Origin of the sequence: Nocardia sp. NPDC005745 (assembly GCF_040630775.1) — a bacterium.
GTDB lineage: Bacteria > Actinomycetota > Actinomycetes > Mycobacteriales > Mycobacteriaceae > Nocardia.
Genome location: NZ_JBEXYF010000024.1, coordinates 74,685 through 93,625, shown reverse-complemented (window position 1 = coordinate 93,625; position 18,941 = coordinate 74,685). Strand labels below are relative to the sequence as shown.

Sequence of the window (18,941 nt, the reverse complement as noted above, 5' to 3'; positions counted from 1 at the left end):
CTACACCGGCAGTGACCGCAGCGAGCTGAGCGTGCCCGCCAGCGCGCGGGCCGCCTCGGCGCCCTTGGTCAGGAAGTGCTCGGTGAAGTACGTGACGTGCTCGCTGTGCTCGTGGAAGTGATGCGGGGTGAGCACGACCGAGAACACCGGCACGTCGGTGTCCAGCTGCACTCGCATCAGCCCGTCGATCACCGCCGACGCCACGAAGTCGTGCCGGTAGATGCCGCCGTCCACCACCAGCGCGGACGCGACGATCGCCGCGTACCGGCCGGAGTGCGCGAGGCGCTTGGCGTGCAACGGGATCTCGAAGGCGCCCGGCACCTCGTAGACGTCGATGCCCGCGGGATCGAAACCGAGGTCGGTGTATTCGGTGCGGAAGCCCTCGTAGGCCTTGCCGACGATCGAGCTGTGCCAGCTGGCGCGGATGAACGCGATGGATCCGGTTGTACTCATGTCGAGATACTACTTTCCGGTAAGGTGCGCTTCCAGCCAGCCGACCACGTCGTCGAGGACCTTCTGCTGCTCGGGCTCGTTGAACACCTCGTGGTACAGGCCCTCGTAGCGGATCACCGTGAGATCCTTCGACCCCGCGCCCCGCTCGATGAGATCGGAGCTGGACGGCGCGGCGATCGCGTCGGCGGTGCCGTGCAGCACCAGCACCGGCGCGGTGAGCCGCGCCAGTCGCTGCTTGACCGTATCCGTCGCGCTCAGCATCTCGGCGCCGGTGCGGGCGGGCAGCTTGCCCCGGTAGACCAGCGGATCGTTGTCGTAGGCCGCGACCACCGCCGGATCGCGGCTGATCTGCGACGAATCCAGCTTCAGCACACCGAGATTCGGAGTGAACCGGCTCAACACCGGTGCCAGCGCGCGCTGCGCCGGATTGCCCACCGGGATGTCCAGCGGCGGGGCGGACAGCACGATGCCCGCGACGTCGATCGGCTCGCGGGTGGCCAGAGACAGGGTGATCAGGCTGCCCATCGAGTGCGCGACCACGAAGCGCGGCACGCCGGGCTGCTCACGGCTCGCGATGGCCAGCATGGCGGCGACGTTGTCGGCGGCAGCCGCCATGGAGCCGATGTTGGCCTTGTCGCCCGCGGACTTCCCGTGCCCGATGTGGTCGAGGGCGTAGACCGCGAAACCCGCGCCGACCAGCCGCCTGCCGACGTGGGTGTAGCGGCCGGAATGCTCGGCCACGCCGTGCACCAGGACGATCACGCCCCGCGCGGCGCCTTCCGGCAGCCACGCGCGCCAGGCGACTGCGCCGTCTGCTCCGTCGAACTCACCGGACTCGGTGCGGATCGCGGGCGGCTCGGTGGGCGTGGCGTCGCCCGCCGTCGGCTCGGTCGTCATGCCTCGGCTCCTGACGTTTCTGGCGCGCCGACCGTCGCGAAATGCTCGATCAGCCGCCGGTTGAACTCGATGAGTCGAGCGTAGTTGACGCGGGAGAGGCGCTCGTCGGTTCCGTGGATCGAGGCCAGGTCGCTCGCCCCCAGCACGATCGGCGCGAAATTGCACCGGGTGCGCGCCAGGTCGTCGTAGTGCCTGGAGTCGGTCGCGCCGGGAACGATGCCGGTGGTCACCGCGATACCAGGGACGACGGCACGGGCGATACCGGCGATCAGCTCGAAGGCGGGGCCGGGCCCGGTGATCCGCGACGGCTCCGACGACATACCGATCAGCTCGAAACCGATCCCTCTGTCGCGCACTACTTTCCGGCAGTGCGCGAGCACCGAGGCGACCGTGTCGCCGGGCAGGATGCGGAAGTTCACCATGGCCTCGGCCCGCTGGGGCAGCACGTTCGCCCGCACGCCGCCGCGGATCACCGTCGGCGCCGTGGTGGTGCGCACCATCGCCTCGGTCTGTGGCTGGGCCGCCATCACCCGGGTGATCACCGGCGCGGCGACGCCCGCCAGGCCCAGCAGCCGCCGCCGCGGGCCCGGCATGACCTGGCGCATCCTGGCCAGCATGTCCGCGATCACCGGCGTCAGGCGCAGTGGCATCGGATTGTCCTGGATGCGGGCCACGGCTCGCGCGATCCGGCCGACCGCCGTCTGCTTGCCCGGCATGGACGAATGCCCGCCCACCTCGGTGACCGACAACCGCACCGTCGCGTAGCCCTTCTCGCCGAGCATGACCGTCGCCACCGGCCGGCGCACGCCGTCGACGATGCCCGAGGTGATCACCCCGCCCTCGTCCAGCAGCAGATCCGCGCGCACGCCCGCCTGTCGCAGGTGGGCGGCCATCCGCTCGGCGCCGTCGCCGCCGAAGACCTCCTCGTCGTGCCCGAACGCCAGGTACACGGTGTGCCGGGGTCGCAGGCCCGCGGCGAGCGCGGACTCGACCGCCTCCAGGATGGCCAGCACCCGGCTCTTGTCGTCGATCGCGCCACGGCCCCAGATGTATTCCGCGTCGACCACGCCGGCGAACGGCGGGTGGGTCCAGCGCTCGAGGTCGTCCACCGGCACCACGTCCTGGTGCGCGAGCAGGATGGCGGCCACCCGGTCCGGTTCGACGCCCGGCCAGCGGTAGAGCCTGCTGTGCGCGAACCGTCGCAGTTCGAGTTCGGCGTGCACCCGGGGGAAGGATGCCCGCAGGTGCGCGTCGAGGCGTTCGAACGCAGCGCTGTCGGCGTCACCCGGGTCGTCGGTGGACACCGTCGCGCATCGCAGCGCCGCGGCGAGGCGTTCGGCGGTCAGGTCGTCGACCGGTTCCGTCATCGGTCACCGGTGCGGTCGGGCAGATTCATGGACACCGTTGCATTGTTCAACATGCTCGGGTCCAGGGCGATCGTCTTCTCGTTTCGCCACTTCACGATGCCTTCGGTGAGCCCACCGGGCAGATCGGGACGGCGCGTTCCGGTCAGCAGGGGCAGTTCGATGCGCGCGGACGTCACCGTGACCGAGGCGAAGGCGGGGGAGTGCGACCACACGTCGTCGACCACGTCGGTGACCCGCACGCCGATGCGGTGACCGGCCGCGATCGGCCAATCCTGAGCCAGCAACCGGACCTCGGCGACGTCCCGGACGGGGGCGATCCCGCGGGTGATCACGGTCGCGCGCAGGTCGGGTGCGATGTCGTAGAGCTCGACCGCGACCGTCGCGCTCCCCGGGCCGCTCAGCCGCAGGGTGGCGGTGGGGATGCCGGACAGGTGCTGGTCCCCGGTCAGCGGCGCGGAGACCGACCAGAGTTCCCGGTCGGGCCCGGGGACCAGGCCCCGGTCGGTGTACTCGCCGGTTCGAAGTTCGACCGGGACTCGTCGCGCGTCGGCGGGCGGCCACGCGGTCTCCGCGCGCCACCGGCCGTCGAATTGGCCGACGGTGATCCGCGGTCCGGGAACCACCACGTCACGACCCGCGACGTGCTTGTCGAAGAACGCGAGCAGTTCGGTGTCGAAGTGGGGTGTGCCGCATTTGTCGTGGCAGGTGCGGTGTCCCCACTGACCGAACCAGGCCCGGTGCTCGCCGGGCCCGAGGCCGTTCCACAGGTCGAACACCCGGTAGGCCCGGGTGTTGTAGTCGACGAAGCCCTGACCGAGGAACAGCGGGATCGTGTTGCCGCGCAGTCGCGCGACGAGGTCGCGGTCGCGCCAGAAGGCGCTGTCCGGATTGTGGTCGCCGATCTCGGCCAGGTACTGCCGATAGCACTGCCACGGCAATTGCGTCGCGTTCGCCTGGTATTCGCCGGAGTCCTCCGGGCGCGGTGGGGTCGACGCGATGAGCAGATGCTCCAGCCCCGCGAAGTCGGCGGGGCGCACACCGCTCTCGGTGATCGGTTTACCGGAGAACTTCCACGAGACGCCCTGCATGTACAAGTAGGAGTACGGGTCGACGACCGGCTCGAACGCGCCCACCGCGGCGAGACCCTCCGGGGCCGCGGCCGAGCCCATGAGTCCGGTCCATGCTTCGTAGGACGTGCCGAACAACCCGACCTTCCCGGTGGACCAAGGCTGACCCGCCGCCCACTCCACGGCGGCGGCGACATCCGCGCGTTCCCCGGGGCCGCCGAAGTCCGGGCAGCCGTCGGAGCCGCCGAACCCGCGCAGGTCGACGATGACGTAGGTGTAGCCCGCGTTCAGGAACAGTTCGGCGGTGAGATTGTCGGTGGACGGGCCCCCGGTCAGGCGCGGCTCACTCAGGTACGCCAGGTGCGCGCGATACGGGCTGACGGTGAGGATCACCGGTGTGCGCGTGTCGTCGGAGACACCGGCCGGGCGCAGGATGTCCGCGTGCAGCCGGGTGCCGTCCTTGCCGTCGATGAACGTCTGCTTCCACTGGTAGGGCACCAGCAGCGGCTCGGCGGCGGCGGTCACCGGAGTGAAGGCGGCCAGCAGCAACAGCAGGCCGCACACGGCACGCGACAGGACGGCTCGTTCGGTCACCATAGGACTATCGAGTGTGCCCGGACAGCCGTCCAGCCCCCGGAACCAGGGTGGTCGCCGGGCGGACGCCATCCGCCGTTTCCGAGTGCGTATCCGCGGTTGTCACGCACGCAGGCCTTCGCCGGTCGTACCGATGACGCCGTGGCCGAACGTGACCGCCCTTCGTCTATCACTGCCTGCGAAGGAGTGGCGATGGCGGAGAACGTCGAGCCGGTATATCCGGCGTATGTGCGGACCATTCTCGGATTCCGGAGATTCTCGGCGCGATGGCGATCGCCGCCACCAGTATCCGCCGGTGAAGGAATGGGCCTGTGCGGGTGCGTTTTTCGACTCACCGGTGCATTCATCTCGCATATGGCGCACGGATCGGCGGTCGTCCATCATTTCTACGCGGGATCTTTCGCGGCCTGCGTCGTCGCGTACTGAGCGTTTGCACCCGGCGAGCGGCAAGCCGAGCGTGCTGGTGTTCCGGCGATACGGGCAGGTCGCGTGGGTGGAGGAGGCGCAACGGGATGCGGCGGCGGTAATATCGAGGCAGGCCTTGGCGAATGGCTATGGCTCGGTCCAACTCGTCGGTGACACAAGGTAATCCATCCGTTGTCGGACGGGCTCGGCGTATGATCATGCCGGTGCGAATACCCGGGGGAAGAATGAACGAGCCGGCTACCGCGGACTGGGAACGGTTCGTGCAAGCGCTGGCGCACTGTCTTTCGGAGTTGCCCTCGCGGGCGACCCTGATCATCGCCGCCCCCGGAAATCGCTATGTCCAATTTGTCCAATACGACATCAAATTGTCCGCTGAACTGGCCGGGAACCATTACCTGAGCAACCCCATACCGGAACCCGCCGCGCAGGAGTTACTCGCGCTGGGCTGGCACGAGCCCGTGGTGCGGCGCGACGCGGACAACTGGACCAGGACCCTGTTCTGGCCCATCGCGCCGAACAGCCTGGTCGAGTTCGCCCGCTCGGTCGTCGTCGGCCTGCGCGACGCCCTCGGTGTGGCGACCCCCGTCGAGTTGCGCGCGATGGGCTGGACCGAGGCGTCGGGCGACCTGGATCTCACGGTGCTCGGCCCGATCGCCCGGCGCGGGTAGAACCGACCAGGCCGCTGTCCCACGGCAAAGCCGCGACTACCTGGGCACTATCCTGAGAGACATGGCAGCAGGCAAGCCCACCAAGGAAGCGAAGGCCGCGGCGAAAGCGGCCCGCAAGCAGCAGTCGAGAGAACGCCGCAAACAGCTGTGGCAGGCGTTCCAGATGCAGCGCAAGGAAGACAAGCTGCTGCTGCCGCTGATGATCGGCGCCTTGGTCGGCATCACCGCCGTCTTCGTCGTGATCGGCCTCGTCTTCGGGCTGACCTGGTTCCTGGTTCCGCTGGGCGTGGTGCTGGGGGCGCTGGTGGCGTTCATCATCTTCGGCAGGCGGGTGCAGAAGAGCGTCTACCGCAAGGCCGAGGGCCAGGCGGGCGCCGCGGCCTGGGTGCTGGACAACCTCCAGGGCAAGTGGCGGGTGAGCAACGGCATCGCCGCCACCACCCAGTTGGACGCGGTGCACCGGGTGATCGGCCTGCCCGGCGTGGTGCTGGTCGCCGAAGGCTCCCCGCAACGGGTCAAGTCGCTGCTCGCCCAGGAGAAGAAGCGCACCGCCCGGCTGATCGGCGATACCCCGATCTACGACGTCGTCATCGGCAACGACGAGGGCCAGGTTCCGCTCAAGGACCTGCAGCGCTACCTCACCAAGCTGCCGCGCAACATCGACACCAAGCGGATGGACCTCATCGAAGGCCGGTTGTCCGCCCTCAGCGCGCGCGGCGGGCCCGCTCTGCCGAAGGGACCGATGCCCGCGGGCGCCAAGATGCGCGGCGTGCAGCGGACCATCCGCCGCCGCTGATCCTGCTCGGTCGAAAGGCCCGCGTCCGGGTACGCGGGCCTTTCGTCTGGCTCGGGCCGCGCCAGTTCGCGCTACCAGCCGAAACCGGCGCTCAGCGTGAACGCACCAGCGCCGTGCCGGTCGCTCGGTCGTGCATGCCGCGCCCGTCGGCGTCGGTGAACAGCGCGGGCACCACGAACAGCAGCAGGACCTGCCTGGCCAGCGCCCGGACGAACCCGACCGGCGCGTCCGCGTCGATGCGCACCGTCCGCAACCGCAGGAAATACTGCCCCGGCGTGAACCCGAACAGCGAGACCGCGCCGACGCCGATGACGAACCAGATGAGCAACGTCACACTCGACGCCGAACTGCCGCGGACGATCAGCGCCGCGATGCCGAGCGCGATCATCCAGTCCACGAACAGGGCGGCGATGCGGCGCCCCATACCGGCCAGCGAGCCCGCCCCGGTCTTCGCCAGGCCGAGTTCGGCGCCCGGGAACTCGGGGGTTGCCGGGCCGCCGGGATCGGCCGGGGGGCCGGAGAGCCAGGAGCCGGTGATGCGTGCCATGCCCCCAGAATAGGCGCGACCCGACCGGCGCCCGGGATCGCATAAGCGCCAGTTCAGCGTCGGCGAGCATGTCGGCGGGGGCAGGACTACCATGCAAGTCGAGTCCGGGTGGTCATCACCACGCGGCCAGACGCACGTGTAACACCGGCGAAACACATCCTTGACTACGGGGAAACACGGCATCCATAGCGTCTGGTCGCGACGAACCCATGCAAGCGACACTGGCTGGGAACCGATCCGTAAGGAGAACAAGTGACGTTCAGCACGGCCGACGAGGTCATCAAATTCATCGCTGATGAGGACATCGAGTACGTCGACATCCGGTTCAGCGACCTGCCCGGTGTGCAGCAGCACTTCTCGATCCCGGGGAAGGCCTTCACCACCGACCTCGCCGAGGAAGGGCTAGCGTTCGACGGCTCCTCCGTTCGTGGGTTCCAGTCCATCGACGAGTCGGACATGCTCCTGCTGCCCGACTTCTCCACCGCGCGCGTCGACCCGTTCCGCGCCGCCAAGACGCTGAACCTCAACTTCTTCGTGCACGACCCGTTCACCCGTGAGGCCTACTCCCGCGACCCGCGCAACATCGCGCGCAAGGCGGAGGAGTACCTGCGCTCCACCGGTATCGCCGACACCGCGTACTTCGGCGCCGAGGCGGAGTTCTACATCTTCGACTCGATCCGCTACGACTCGTCCATGAACGGCGCCTTCTACGAGATCGAATCGGTCTCCGGCTCCTGGAACACCGGTGCCGAGTTCAACCCGGACGGCACCCTGAACCGCGGCTACAAGGTGCGCAACAAGGGCGGCTACTTCCCCGTCGCGCCGTACGACCACTACGTCGACCTGCGCGACAAGATCTCGACCAACCTGCAGAACGCGGGCTTCGAGCTCGAGCGCGGCCACCACGAGGTCGGCACCGCCGGTCAGGCCGAGATCAACTACAGGTTCAACACCCTGCTCGGCGCGGCCGACGACCTGCAGCTGTTCAAGTACATCGTGAAGAACACCGCGTGGGCCGAGGGCAAGACCGTCACCTTCATGCCGAAGCCCCTCTTCGGTGACAACGGCTCGGGCATGCACGCGCACCAGTCGCTGTGGAAGGACGGCAAGCCGCTGTTCCACGACGAGGCCGGCTACGGTGGCCTGTCCGATATCGCCCGCCACTACATCGGCGGCATCCTGCACCACGCGCCGTCGCTGCTGGCGTTCACCAACCCGACCGTGAACTCCTACCACCGTCTGGTGCCGGGCTACGAGGCCCCGATCAACCTGGTGTACTCGCAGCGCAACCGCTCCGCCGCGGTCCGCATCCCGGTCACCGGCAACAACCCGAAGGCCAAGCGCATCGAGTTCCGCGCACCGGACTCCTCGGGCAACCCGTACCTGGCCTTCGCCGCCATGCTGATGGCGGGCCTGGACGGCATCAAGAAGAAGATCGAGCCGCTGGCCCCGGTCGACAAGGACCTCTACGAGCTCCCGCCGGAGGAGGCCAAGAACATCCCCCAGGCCCCCACCAGCCTGGCGTCGGTCATCGACCGCCTCGAGCAGGACCACGACTACCTCACCGAAGGCAACGTCTTCACCGAGGACCTGATCGAGACCTGGATCACCCTCAAGCGCGAGGGCGAGATCGCCCCGGTGAACCTGCGGCCGCACCCGTACGAGTTCGAGCTGTACTTCGACGTGTAAGTCTGACCTGCGGGAATAGGCCTATTCGGCCATTTCGTACGCAGTTCATACGCAGTAGACGGCTACGAGTCCATCCGCTCCGTGATCACAGAAGCGATCACGGAGCGGATGGACTCGTCCGTATCCGGCCACAGATGCCCGTACGTGTCGAGCGTCGTCTTCGCCGTCGCGTGCCGCATTCTGGCCTGAACCACCTCGATGTTCGCCCCGTTCGCAATCAGCAGCGACGCCAGGTAACGGCGCAGGTCCTGAAATACGAACTACTCGGAAAGGCCGACGACATTCCCGCGCACCGCCCGGCGTGAGCGATCGGTCTGCCAGGGCGGTACCGAATTGCCTTCGTCGTCGGTGAGGACACGGTCTCCGGGACGCTGCTGGCCAGCCGACGACAACAGGATCGGGGCCTCGGAACCTCCGTCTTCAGTCCCCTGGCCGGCGTCGCATATGGGGCCTGGCTGTGGTTCAGTCCTAGGAAGTCCGAAACCGAGCAGACCCATACGCGTGCCTTCTACTATGCACCCTCATGTACAGGATGCTCTGGGTGTCTGACCACCTCCCGAACCACGGGATTCACGATGTGCCGAACGCGACCAGGCTCATGAACCAGATGGAACTCGACGGCTGGACACTCATGTCAATCGCACCAGGTACAAAGAACGGAGTCACCGACAACGGGATATACCTCACGTTCCGCCGAAACGAATAGGTGCCCTGGAATTACCTACGCGGCACTCCAGGCCGGTATCCCGTAGACGTTCAGTTTGTCGATCCCACGGTCGGCGGAAAAGCCCATTCCGACCAGCGAGTAACGCCAAGTCGCGCCACACGCGTCTGCTGCGCGGGGTAGGGCGTCGACGCCATGGGTGGTGCCGTGGTGGCGGGACGCGAGTTCGCGCACGATCCTGGTCAGTTCGTCGTCTTGCCTCGGGGCCAAGTAGAGCCCGAATTCAGGAGCGCCGGTACTGCGTGCACAGCAAACCATGAAGTCGTGTTCGTGGAGTTCGGCCGCGTCAACGCCACACCGAACAAGCTCGGACAGTACTTCCCATGCCGCATCGCCGAAGTACCGGACCAGTTTCATCGGCACGCCGACGTCGTGGTGTCGGGCCCTCAGGTAGACCTTGTGGTTCACGTTGCCGAGCGCGTCCACCTCGATTGCCGCACCAACAGGTTTGATGAGCTTCTCGCCCTCGGGTACGGACACCAATCCCACGAACCCGGGCCACAGTTCGCACAACCTGTGCAGCGCCCCGGGCACCAGTTTCAGGTTGCCGTAGACCTTGAGACGGGCCGCGCGATTCGGCGCTCCGGCATGATGAACGACCCCGAGCCACGTGGCGAAGCGATGGCGCGCAGGGACTTCCGCGGGGTCGGGATACAACGTCGCGACAAAGGATCGCAGCATGTCGGAGACGGACTCATCTCCATTCGGCAACCAAGCGACGAGGTCAGGGATCGCGGCGAGTTGGGCGGAGACGCGGGAGGCGAACTCATTCTCCTGCGTCGCGGTCTCGGTGACATACCGAAGGGCGGGTGCGAGCTCCCCGCAACCACCGGAAACGCTGGCTTCGAACGGAATACCGGACGTGGTCAGTGTGCTGGCCCGGCGTCCATCCGGTCTGCGTGAGTTCAGTTGCCCCCCGCAGGCACGTTCCAGTATGGCGTGGATCGGCGCTGGGTCACAAGGCACGGCCAGCCGCTCTGCCAACTCGACCAGGAATTCTCCGGCAACTGCACCCATCACGATCGTCAGCATTCTCCGGTGGTTGTCAGTTCGAGGGCTATGGATCGGGGTTGTGCCCGAATCCGCAGTCTGTCTCAGATCGGCCGGTTCCCGGCGCCCTCATATTCCCAGTCCTGGGGATGTCTCTTGGCGCCGGGGTCGGCGACACGGGCGGCCCTCACCAGCGGGAGGTGGGCGTTGACGTGTTCGAGTCGGTGCGAGGAGCGTAGTTGTGCGAGCCGAACCAACTCGGCTCCATAGAGCCGATTCGCCAGCGAGTCATCAAGATCATTGGCGCCATAGAGGTACGGACGTCCGCCCAGGTCGCAACAGCGTTCCAGGAGGCCGCGAAACACCGCGCGGATAGCGGCGGCGACGGCCGGGTCTTTGTCGAACGACGTGTAAACGCCCAGTCCGATCGAAACGGGGGCGGTGCGGACCGGTATGAAGGCGAACGGTGTTGCGTCGAGGGGGCGGCGCAAGATCAGGATGTACAACATCATGTGCACACGGTTCAGCGGTTCTCGGTGCAGTAGGGCCTCGACGGCCGCGAGCATCGGCGCGAACCGTCCTGCGGGCACGACGTAATCAGTCCAGAGTTGCACCTGATCAGAGGCTGGGGCGTGGGTCTCCGCAACGTCGATGTCCCCCGCGAGCGGCAGATTGGGTAGCGTCATGCACTTCTCGGCGTGGCAGCGGGTGGACTCGCTGCTACGCCATCCGGTGATGGAGGCGAGCCTGCCACGGCGCAGCGACGCTCGGTAGATGTCGACATCGTCGCGCTGGGCTATCTGTTCGGTGTGCTCGGCCAGTTCTGTCAGTGTGGCGTGGCGTGCGTGGTGGACGTGAATGTAGCGATGGTGCGGCAACGTGCGCAGCACCACACGTTCGATAAGCCCCACCATGCCGAGCCCGCCGAGGGCGAACCGGAAGAGCTCCGGATGGTCGTGACGAGAGCACCAGCGGCTGCTTCCCGTTCCGTCGATCAGCTGGATCCGCTCCACATGATCGACCTGCATGCCGTAGCGCGCCGAATCGACCCCGGCCCCGCCGACCGAAAGGGTGCCGCCTACCGACATGTGCAGGTAGTTGGGTAGTACCGGCGCAGCCCTGCCGCGGTGGTGCAGATATCGCTCCAAGCGGTGCCAGCTCATCCCGGCGGGCACCTCGAAAAGGCCCTGGCCGAGATCCCGCACTTGCGCGGCTGCGGCGTCCGGTGCGTAGGTCACGAGCAGTTCACCAGCGGTGACGGTCTGGCCGTCACAGGAATGACCCGCACCGCGCAGCGTCAATTGCCGACCGGAGCCGAGCAATGCCGACGGAAACGCCGCGGGCATTCGATGCACGGCCGCCGGGACGGCGCGCCGCAGCCCGCCGAAGTCGGTGGCGAACTCGTCGATGGGGGACCTCGCGAAAACTCATGGTGTTGCCTTCGGGAAACCTCTGGCACTCGAGTATGGTTCCTTCCCGCCGTGGGGAGCAATTCGCTGCTGGTGGCCGTCGCGCAAGTAGTGTCGAGAAGCGTTTGTTCGAAAGTAGGGAATGCCGCATCCTGTTGGGCAAGTGGCACTCGACGTGGCCGGACGCTCGTCGACGGCATCGCGACTGGTGAACAGGCGAGTTCGTCGGCTCGTTGCCGAGCGGGCGAGCGTTTTGCCGGCGGATGAGAGGATCTATGAGAGACATCCACCCTGACGTACGTGCCGCACTCGGCCTGGCGCGGGAGTTGCGGCACCGCATCGCCGATGTGCGCGAGCGGGCCGATGAGATCGTCGCGCGTCGCCCGTCCCCGAGCGGCCTGGTCATTCCCGAGGTCGACGCCACAGGAAGGCTGCGAGATTTGTATCTGGCTCCAGGAACCTGCGCGAGGTTCGACAGTCGGGAGCTGGCCGCCGAGATCATGGCCGCCATCGGCGAGAGCACCGAGGACGCGCGGCGGCAGTACACCATCGCCATGAACGACCCGCACAATCTGCCGCGGCCACTCTCCGAGGTCATGCGGGAACGGCGGGCTGGAAACGCGTCGGACCAGCAGGTTCCCAACTTTGGGAAGGCGGAACAATGAACCTGAACTCGCTGGCGGGAGGGATCGACCGAGCATGCCCAACTATCTGGATGTCGAGCCTGATCAGCTGCGCAGGATCGCCGAGCAGCACGATCGGGCCGCTGCGGACATCCGGAAGTGGGGCGAAATCCCGCGGGACTGGCTTGCCGAATTCCCCTCCAAGTACGGCGCAATCGCCGACCCGGTGCGAGGCGCGCTGCAGGACTACTATCAGAGGCGCCACGACAACGCGGAACGTCTCGCTGCCAACCATGAGCGGACGCGAGACGATTTGCTCGCCGCGGCAACAGCACTCGAGGACGGCGATCAGGCAGGAAAACATCAGATCGGCCACGCCGGTGATGGTTTCGGTAACGAAGCCCCTGCGGGCGGTCCTGCTATAGGCACGCCCCCGGATCGCCCGGGAACGCAAGATACCGGTCCCGACACCCCGAGGACGAGCGGCGATCAGCCGGTGCGGTCTCCCGTCACGACTCCCGACACCCCGGGCATGCTCCCCGAGACCGGCCGCTCCGACCAGGTACCTCCGCCACCCGTCGCATCGGCACCGCGGGCCGACGATGCCGCTTACCCCGCAGCTACCATTCCGACCGGGATGCCGCCGGTCTCGGTCATCATTCCTGAGTCCGGCGTCATCGATGTCTCCGCCGTTCCGTCCGACGATGCGACTCGTATCGGAGGTTCGGCCGATGGAATCGGAGATATCACGAGCAGCGGCTTGGACGCGAATGGTGCCGTGGGCACCGATGCGAACGGTGCCGCAGGCATGGCCGGTGGGATGCCTCCGCCCGTGGCGACGGGCCCTTTCCCGGCAGCTGTCGCAGCAGGTATCGCCCCCACGATGCCTCCACCACTGGTTTCTGGACCGCTCGCGGCGGCGGTCCATGCAGCCGAGGACAGACGAGGGCTGCCGTCATTCGTGGTAGGTGAGCAGGTTGGGGACGACTTGGTGCTCGCCCGTAACCTTCTCGCAGGAACTCTTGCCGCCGTTGCTGATTCCGCCCGTGGTCTGGAGTGGGCGGTCGCGGTGGGGCGAACTCCCATCGGGCCTGTGGTTCTGTTGACCAGTACCGAGGGCCGTGGGTGGTTGCCTCCCGGACTGTTCTTGCCGTCGGAGGTCGCTCTACCGTGGAGTTGGGACGCCGTTTTGGATGGTGCGGTCCGAAACGCTATCGGGGCATTGGAAGGAACTGCCGACCCGGCTCGGATGCTCGCCGAGTTCGGCTTGATGATGCGCCGTAGAAGTGTCCGGCTCAGCGCCCTGGTGTCGTCCGCGGCGATCCCCCCTGAGTTGTACGCAGCCCTTGGAGACGATGTCGCCATAGAGGGCTGGGTGCCGGCGGCCGAGTCCGCCGTAGACCTCACCTCGCCCGGTGTCGGCTTGGTCGACCGGCTCGACCTCGGCGGTTCGGCCGAGTTGCTACGCCAGGCGGCGACGGTGCCCGCGACGGAAGTTCGAGCCGTGTGCATCGAGTTGGCGCGCGCGGCGGATGTCCAGGTGCGTACCGCCGTACCCAGCGTCGATGCGAAAATCTCCGCCCGTCGGGCGCAGCGGCAACGCATCCTCGACGCATTGCACGCCAACCTGCCCATCCCTGCGAACTGGTGGGAACAGATCCGCGCCGCCGATGACGCAGCGGCGGCGGCACTGCGGTCGCAGCAGATGGACGTGTCTCACATTCCCGTCGGCGGCATCCTTCCGGACACATCCGGCACGGAAGCGCTGCGCGACATGGTTTTCGAGCGCCGTGCCGACGAATTGTTGCTGTTACTCGCCGCGGGAGAACCCGACCGGCAGACTTTGCGCGATGCGCTCTACAGCTACGGCCAGATAACGGAGCATCCGCTGTTCCCAGCGGCAGCAAGGGTAGTGGCGGCGCAGGCGCGAAGGCCGGCAGTTCCGGACGTCGAGGTTGCCCGCGATGTCGGAACTCGGAACCAGGGCGGCGGTTTCACCAACGTTGGCTCCATCCACCTCGACGGGCCTCCCCCGGCTATCGGCGAGTTGCTGAGAGGTCCGGCGGAGTCCGAGGGCTCCAGTGAGCAGAGGAGAGTCTGATGGGCGACAAAGAGGTGCAGGACGCTGTCGACCTGGTCAACAAGGAAAACTACGTAGGGTACTACGACGGCAATACGAATTTCGCGAATGACGAAGACAAAAAAGTGTTGGAGGCTTTGGCTGGACTGAGTTCCGGCGATTTCGAGAAGGCATTCAACAAGCTGGACGACGAGGTGAGAAGAAATATCGGCGAAGATGCCGATGAGGGCCTCCGGAACGACCCTAAATACAAAGATCTGATCTATGCTCTCAACTCCGGAGACCCGAAAAATTACGTCGACACCAAGCGGACGGCCGAGCAGACCGCGGAGACGCCTCAGTTCGCGAACGATTGGAAATTGGACAATCTCCCCGACGAGGACGAAGGTAAACATGCGGAGCCGGTTAAATTGCCGATTCCCAAGGGTGCCAGCGCGCAGTTGGTGGCGTTGATCAAGGACACCGAGTTCACGATGCAATGGGGATTCGACACGCTCGGAATCCGTAATCCGAAGGACGCGCCCGACTTCACCAACGTGCTCGATGACGAGCACATCACTTCCGGCGACGGCTGGTCGGAGATCAAAAAGCAGCACGGTGAGCTGGGTGAGCGGCTGGAGAAACGGAAGACCGAGTACAAGAATGCACACAAGGACGTCAAGTTCGATACTTTCGACACCAAGGTCATTAAAGATGACACCTTTCGGGAGCTTGTCCGTATCAAAGATGATCTCGTAGCGGATCTGAAGTACGAGCCGACCAACACCACGCATACCGGTAATCAGATCACCGAGAGTTCGGGGGGTCGCCCTGAGAACGCGGTTCAGGTTCCTGTCTACGAGAAGAACACCGACAAGGATAGCGAGGGATACAACAAATTCTACTTGACCGCAGAGGCGGAGCAGAGATACTACGTAAGATCTATCGACATGGCCGCCGAGGAGTGGGATAAGGTATACGCGGAAAAGACCGACAAATTCCAGAAAAAGGCCGAGGATATCGACCACAAGAACGATAACAATAATAATAACGACAACAATTCGAACAAAAACGCCAATAACAATAATAATAATAATAACGCAAACAATAATAACAACACGGGCAATCCCAACAACGGCAACAACAACACCTACGTGCCGCCGACCACAACGGGTAATACGTCAACGCAGCAGCCCGGCGCCACGAACGACGACTGGAGTTCCACCTACGACGACCTGATCGATGGTTCTACCGACACCTCGGCGACCGAGACGGGTACGGGCACCCAGCCGATCTCCGACAGCGGCAGTGTGGATACGTCCTCGTCGGGCGCATACCCGGGCGCAACTCAAGCGGGGTTGCAGACCGGTACCGGGATCGGGACCGGATCGGGGACGACGGGTACGAATACCGGCAGTGTGGCGCCCGCGACCAACACCGGCGACAACGGTATGGCCAATGCGATGCAGCAAATGGCGATGATGAGCGCCCTGAGCGGGATGAACCAGGGTAATCGTCAGCCCGACGACGACCGGGCCTACGACCGCACCGCGGAGCGGGAGCGGCGCGAGGAACGCGAGCGGGAACGCGAGCGGAACCGCAATGCCCAGCCGGCCACTGCGAATCAAGCGGTCCAGCAGACGGCTCCTCCCGGCGTGACAGCGCCGACGTACGCGGGCGCTCCGCCGGCGGTGACGACACCGGGCATGACGCCGGGAGTCCGAATCGGGGACACGATGGTGAATGCGTCACCGCCCGTCGCGGAGGCTTTGCAGAAGCAGACGCAGAACGTCGCTCTCGATGCGGTATCCGCATACAAGGGAACGGCGGGCGAAATCACCGCAGAGCATCCGCCTGCGGTTGTCAATGGGCCGGGCGAGCTGAAGACGGGCGATATTCTTCAGTGGGAGAAATTCAGTGCGCTGGTTGTGCGGAATCCGAACGGAATGGACGGACTTTTCGTCCTGGACGGCGGCCAGCTGATTCCCTTGGATCCCAACAACCCCCCGTTGACCGAAAAGTATGGGAATTTCACGGGCTATATCCACCCGACAGGCCTGGACACAGGTTCCAACACCGCCGATCCCGGAGCTACGGCACCGCCTCCGCCGACGTTGAGCACGGCGCAACCATCCGGCCCGCCTCCCGTCGGTCCACCACCGCAGGTCTGAGCAGGCTACGCGCGCGCCTTCTCGCCGCGCACCGACGCGGCGACTTGGTTCGGCATCGGTTCGTGGCGGGCATAGGTGCGGGTGAAATCGCCGGTGCCGTGCGAGATCGAGCGCAGGTCGATGGCGTAGCGGCTGAGTTCGAGTTCGGGGACCTCGGCGTGGACGCGGGTGCGGCCGGTGCCGTGCGGCTCGGTGCCGAGGACGCGGCCGCGCCGGCTGGACAGATCGCTGAGGACCGGGCCGACGTAGTCGTCGGAGACCAGTACCCAGACTTCGGCGAGCGGCTCCAGCACTCTGATCCCCGCGGCTGCCGCTGCCTCACGCAGGGCGAGGGAGCCTGCGGTCTGGAACGCGGCGTCGGAGGAGTCGACGGAGTGGGCTTTGCCGTCGAACAGGGTGACGCGCACGTCCACGAGGGGATATCCGGCGGTCAACCCGCGGGAGGCCTGCGCTCGAACGCCCTTTTCCACCGACGGAATGAATTGGCGCGGAACAACTCCACCGACCACTCTGTCCACGAACTCGATCCCGGCCCCTTCGGGTAGCGGTTCGACCTCGATCTCACACACCGCGTACTGCCCGTGCCCGCCGGACTGTTTGACGTGCCTGCCGCGCCCGGTGGCCTTGCCCGCGAACGTCTCCCGCAACGCCACCTGGTGATCGGTCACGTCGACCTGCACGCCGAACCGGGTCCGCAACCGTTCCAGGGCGACGTCGCGATGCGCTTCGCCGAGACACCAGAGCACCAGCTGATGGGTCTGCGCGTTGTGCTCGAGTCGCAGTGCCGGATCTTCGGCGGCCAGGCGGGCAAGGCTTTGGGAGAGCTTGTCCTCGTCGGCTTTGCTGTGCGCGCGAATGGCGATGGGCAGCAACGGGTCCGGCATCGGCCACGGCTCGATCCGCAGGGGGCTGTCGGTGGACGACAGCGTGTCTCCGGTTTCGGCGTGACCTAGTTTTGTGACGTAGGCGATGTCGCCCGCGATCGCCTGCCGCAGCGGGCGTTGCTGCTTGCCGAAGGGCGCCGAGATCGCGCCGACCCGCTCGTCCAGCTCGTGGCTCTCGTGGCCCCGATCCTCCAGGCCGTGTCCGCTGACGTGCACCGTGTCGTCGGCGTGCAAGGTACCGGAGAAGACGCGGACCATGCAGACCCGCCCGACGTACGGGTCGGAGGCGGTGCGGATGACCTCCGCGGCCAGCTCTCCGTCCGGGTCGCAGCGCAGCGGATGCGGTTCGGCGCCGTTGCTGGCGGTGATGGCGTGCTCGGCCGGTGTCGGAAAGCCGCCGGTGATCAACTCGAGCAACTCGACCGTCCCCAGGCCTTGCCTGGCGCCCTCCGGCGCGGGCGCGGCGAACAGCACGGGGTGGAAGCTGCCGCGGGCGACCGCGCGCTCCAGGTCGGCGACCAGCGTCGCCAGACTGATCTCCTCGCCCTCGAGATAGCGCTCCATCAGGGTCTCGTCTTCGCTCTCCGCGATGATGCCCTCGATGAGACGGTTGCGCGCTTCCTCCAGCGCGGGCACCTGATCGGGCGAAGGGTCGCCCTGCACCTCCTCCCCGGAGGAGTAGTCGCCCACGCAGTGCGGCAGCAGCTCCACCATGCCGGTGACCGGCTGGTGGCCGTCCGGGTTCTTCGGGCCGTACACGGGCAGATGCAGCGGCAGGATGTTCTCCGACGATCCTCCGCCCATCACCGTCCGGCAGGTCTCGGTCATCACGTCGAACTCGTCGCGCGCCGTGTCCAGGTGGGTGATCACGATCGCGCGCGGCATTCCGACGGCGGCGCACTCCTCCCACAGCGCCCTGGTCGCCCCCACGATTCCGTCCGCGCCCTCGGCCGCCGAGATGACGAACAGCGCCGCGTCGGCCGCGCGCAGCCCCGCCCGCAGCTCGCCCACGAAGTCCGCGTATCCGGGGGTGTCGACCAAGTTGACCTTCATCCCGGCCCATGCCACCGGCACGACCGACAGCTGCACCGACCGGTGCTGGCGATGCTCGATTTCGTCGTAGTCCGACAGCGACGTGCCGTCCTCCACCCGTCCGGCGCGGTTGACCGCCCGCGCGGTGAGCGCCATGGCGTCGACGAGCGTGGTCTTGCCCGACCCGCTGTGCCCGACCAGGACGACGTTGCGGATCTGCTCGGGCCGGTCCGCGGTCACCACGCCGCCGTTGCCCGCGGCAGCTCCGTTGGTCTTGTCCACCATGTGTCTCGCTCCTTTGCCGACACCTGCCGTGCATCCACCTTCCCACCGGGCGTGGCGTTCCGCCGACGAATCGGCAGATCAGGGGTGTGTGCGGTCGAATGCGCGGGCCGGGGGAGCGCTCGCCGACGGCGACGATCGTCGCGCGGGCCCAGCCTGGAGCGATGCGCCATGAGCCGTCAGGCGAGACGAACGGCAGGATGCTCGGTAACCGATTTTCCGACCCGGTGGACGTCATGGTCGCGATGCGCTGACCGGGCCCG

14 protein-coding genes are annotated in these 18,941 nt (G+C 66.6%); 6 read left to right on the top strand and 8 right to left on the bottom strand.

Annotation, left to right across the window (positions count from 1 at the left end):
* The 4 genes from ABZ420_RS24290 to ABZ420_RS24275 are packed head-to-tail and all read right to left on the bottom strand — an operon-like array spanning position 1 to position 4,381.
* Entirely contained in the window at positions 1-453 is a 453-nt protein-coding gene (locus ABZ420_RS24290) for a 6,7-dimethyl-8-ribityllumazine synthase (protein ID WP_040865773.1), read from the bottom strand.
* 9 nt (positions 454-462) lie between these two features.
* Positions 463-1,350, bottom strand: coding sequence for a lysophospholipase (locus ABZ420_RS24285; RefSeq protein WP_357126809.1), 888 nt, complete (start codon positions 1,348-1,350; stop codon positions 463-465).
* Positions 1,347-2,717 (bottom strand): M20 family peptidase, encoded by a 1,371-nt coding sequence (locus ABZ420_RS24280; RefSeq protein WP_357126806.1) that lies wholly within the window; start codon positions 2,715-2,717, stop codon positions 1,347-1,349. Before ABZ420_RS24280 ends, ABZ420_RS24285 begins: the two co-directional genes overlap by 4 nt.
* Positions 2,714-4,381, bottom strand: a complete 1,668-nt coding sequence (locus ABZ420_RS24275; RefSeq protein ID WP_357126803.1) for a CocE/NonD family hydrolase — start codon at positions 4,379-4,381, stop codon at positions 2,714-2,716. The genes ABZ420_RS24280 and ABZ420_RS24275 overlap by 4 nt, the downstream gene beginning before the upstream one ends.
* 647 nt (positions 4,382-5,028) lie before the next feature.
* Between ABZ420_RS24275 and ABZ420_RS24270 the strand changes: the two genes are divergently transcribed.
* Both ABZ420_RS24270 and ABZ420_RS24265 read left to right on the top strand, forming a co-directional pair.
* On the top strand, positions 5,029-5,472 hold the full coding sequence (locus ABZ420_RS24270) for a hypothetical protein (RefSeq protein WP_357126800.1): 444 nt from the start codon (positions 5,029-5,031) through the stop codon (positions 5,470-5,472).
* Positions 5,473-5,533: 61 nt separating this feature from the next.
* Complete coding sequence (locus ABZ420_RS24265) at positions 5,534-6,268, top strand: DUF4191 domain-containing protein (RefSeq protein WP_063049043.1); 735 nt, start codon at positions 5,534-5,536, stop codon at positions 6,266-6,268.
* Between the two features lie 91 nt (positions 6,269-6,359).
* Here the strand turns inward: ABZ420_RS24265 and ABZ420_RS24260 are convergent, their stop codons facing one another.
* On the bottom strand, positions 6,360-6,815 hold the full coding sequence (locus tag ABZ420_RS24260) for an RDD family protein (RefSeq protein ID WP_357126797.1): 456 nt from the start codon (positions 6,813-6,815) through the stop codon (positions 6,360-6,362).
* A 252-nt stretch (positions 6,816-7,067) separates the two neighbouring features.
* On the opposite strand from ABZ420_RS24260, the gene glnA reads away from it, so the two are divergent.
* Complete coding sequence (glnA, locus tag ABZ420_RS24255) at positions 7,068-8,504, top strand: type I glutamate--ammonia ligase (RefSeq protein WP_040865778.1); 1,437 nt, start codon at positions 7,068-7,070, stop codon at positions 8,502-8,504.
* 721 nt (positions 8,505-9,225) lie between these two features.
* Here the strand turns inward: glnA and ABZ420_RS24250 are convergent.
* Together ABZ420_RS24250 and ABZ420_RS24245 are read right to left on the bottom strand one after the other, a co-directional pair.
* Positions 9,226-10,260, bottom strand: a complete 1,035-nt coding sequence (locus tag ABZ420_RS24250; RefSeq protein ID WP_357126794.1) for a hypothetical protein — start codon at positions 10,258-10,260, stop codon at positions 9,226-9,228.
* Between the two features lie 62 nt (positions 10,261-10,322).
* Positions 10,323-11,519 (bottom strand): FAD-binding protein, encoded by a 1,197-nt coding sequence (locus ABZ420_RS24245; RefSeq protein WP_357126791.1) that lies wholly within the window; start codon positions 11,517-11,519, stop codon positions 10,323-10,325.
* A 383-nt stretch (positions 11,520-11,902) separates the two neighbouring features.
* Here ABZ420_RS24245 and ABZ420_RS24240 point away from each other — a divergent pair, with 383 nt between their 5' ends.
* The 3 genes from ABZ420_RS24240 to ABZ420_RS24230 are packed head-to-tail and all read left to right on the top strand — an operon-like array spanning position 11,903 to position 16,480.
* Positions 11,903-12,292: a hypothetical protein gene (locus ABZ420_RS24240; RefSeq protein ID WP_357126788.1), complete on the top strand. Its 390-nt coding sequence runs from the start codon at positions 11,903-11,905 to the stop codon at positions 12,290-12,292.
* Positions 12,293-12,326: 34 nt separating this feature from the next.
* The gene (locus ABZ420_RS24235; protein ID WP_357126785.1) at positions 12,327-14,351 is read left to right on the top strand and encodes a type VII secretion target; all 2,025 of its coding nucleotides are present in this window, start codon (positions 12,327-12,329) and stop codon (positions 14,349-14,351) included.
* On the top strand, positions 14,351-16,480 hold the full coding sequence (locus ABZ420_RS24230) for a hypothetical protein (protein WP_357126782.1): 2,130 nt from the start codon (positions 14,351-14,353) through the stop codon (positions 16,478-16,480). Before ABZ420_RS24235 ends, ABZ420_RS24230 begins: the two co-directional genes overlap by 1 nt.
* A gap of 5 nt (positions 16,481-16,485) precedes the next feature.
* On the opposite strand, the gene ABZ420_RS24225 is transcribed toward ABZ420_RS24230, so the two are convergent.
* Positions 16,486-18,681, bottom strand: coding sequence for an elongation factor G-like protein EF-G2 (locus ABZ420_RS24225; RefSeq protein ID WP_357126779.1), 2,196 nt, complete (start codon positions 18,679-18,681; stop codon positions 16,486-16,488).
* Between the last annotated feature and the right edge of the window lie 260 nt (positions 18,682-18,941).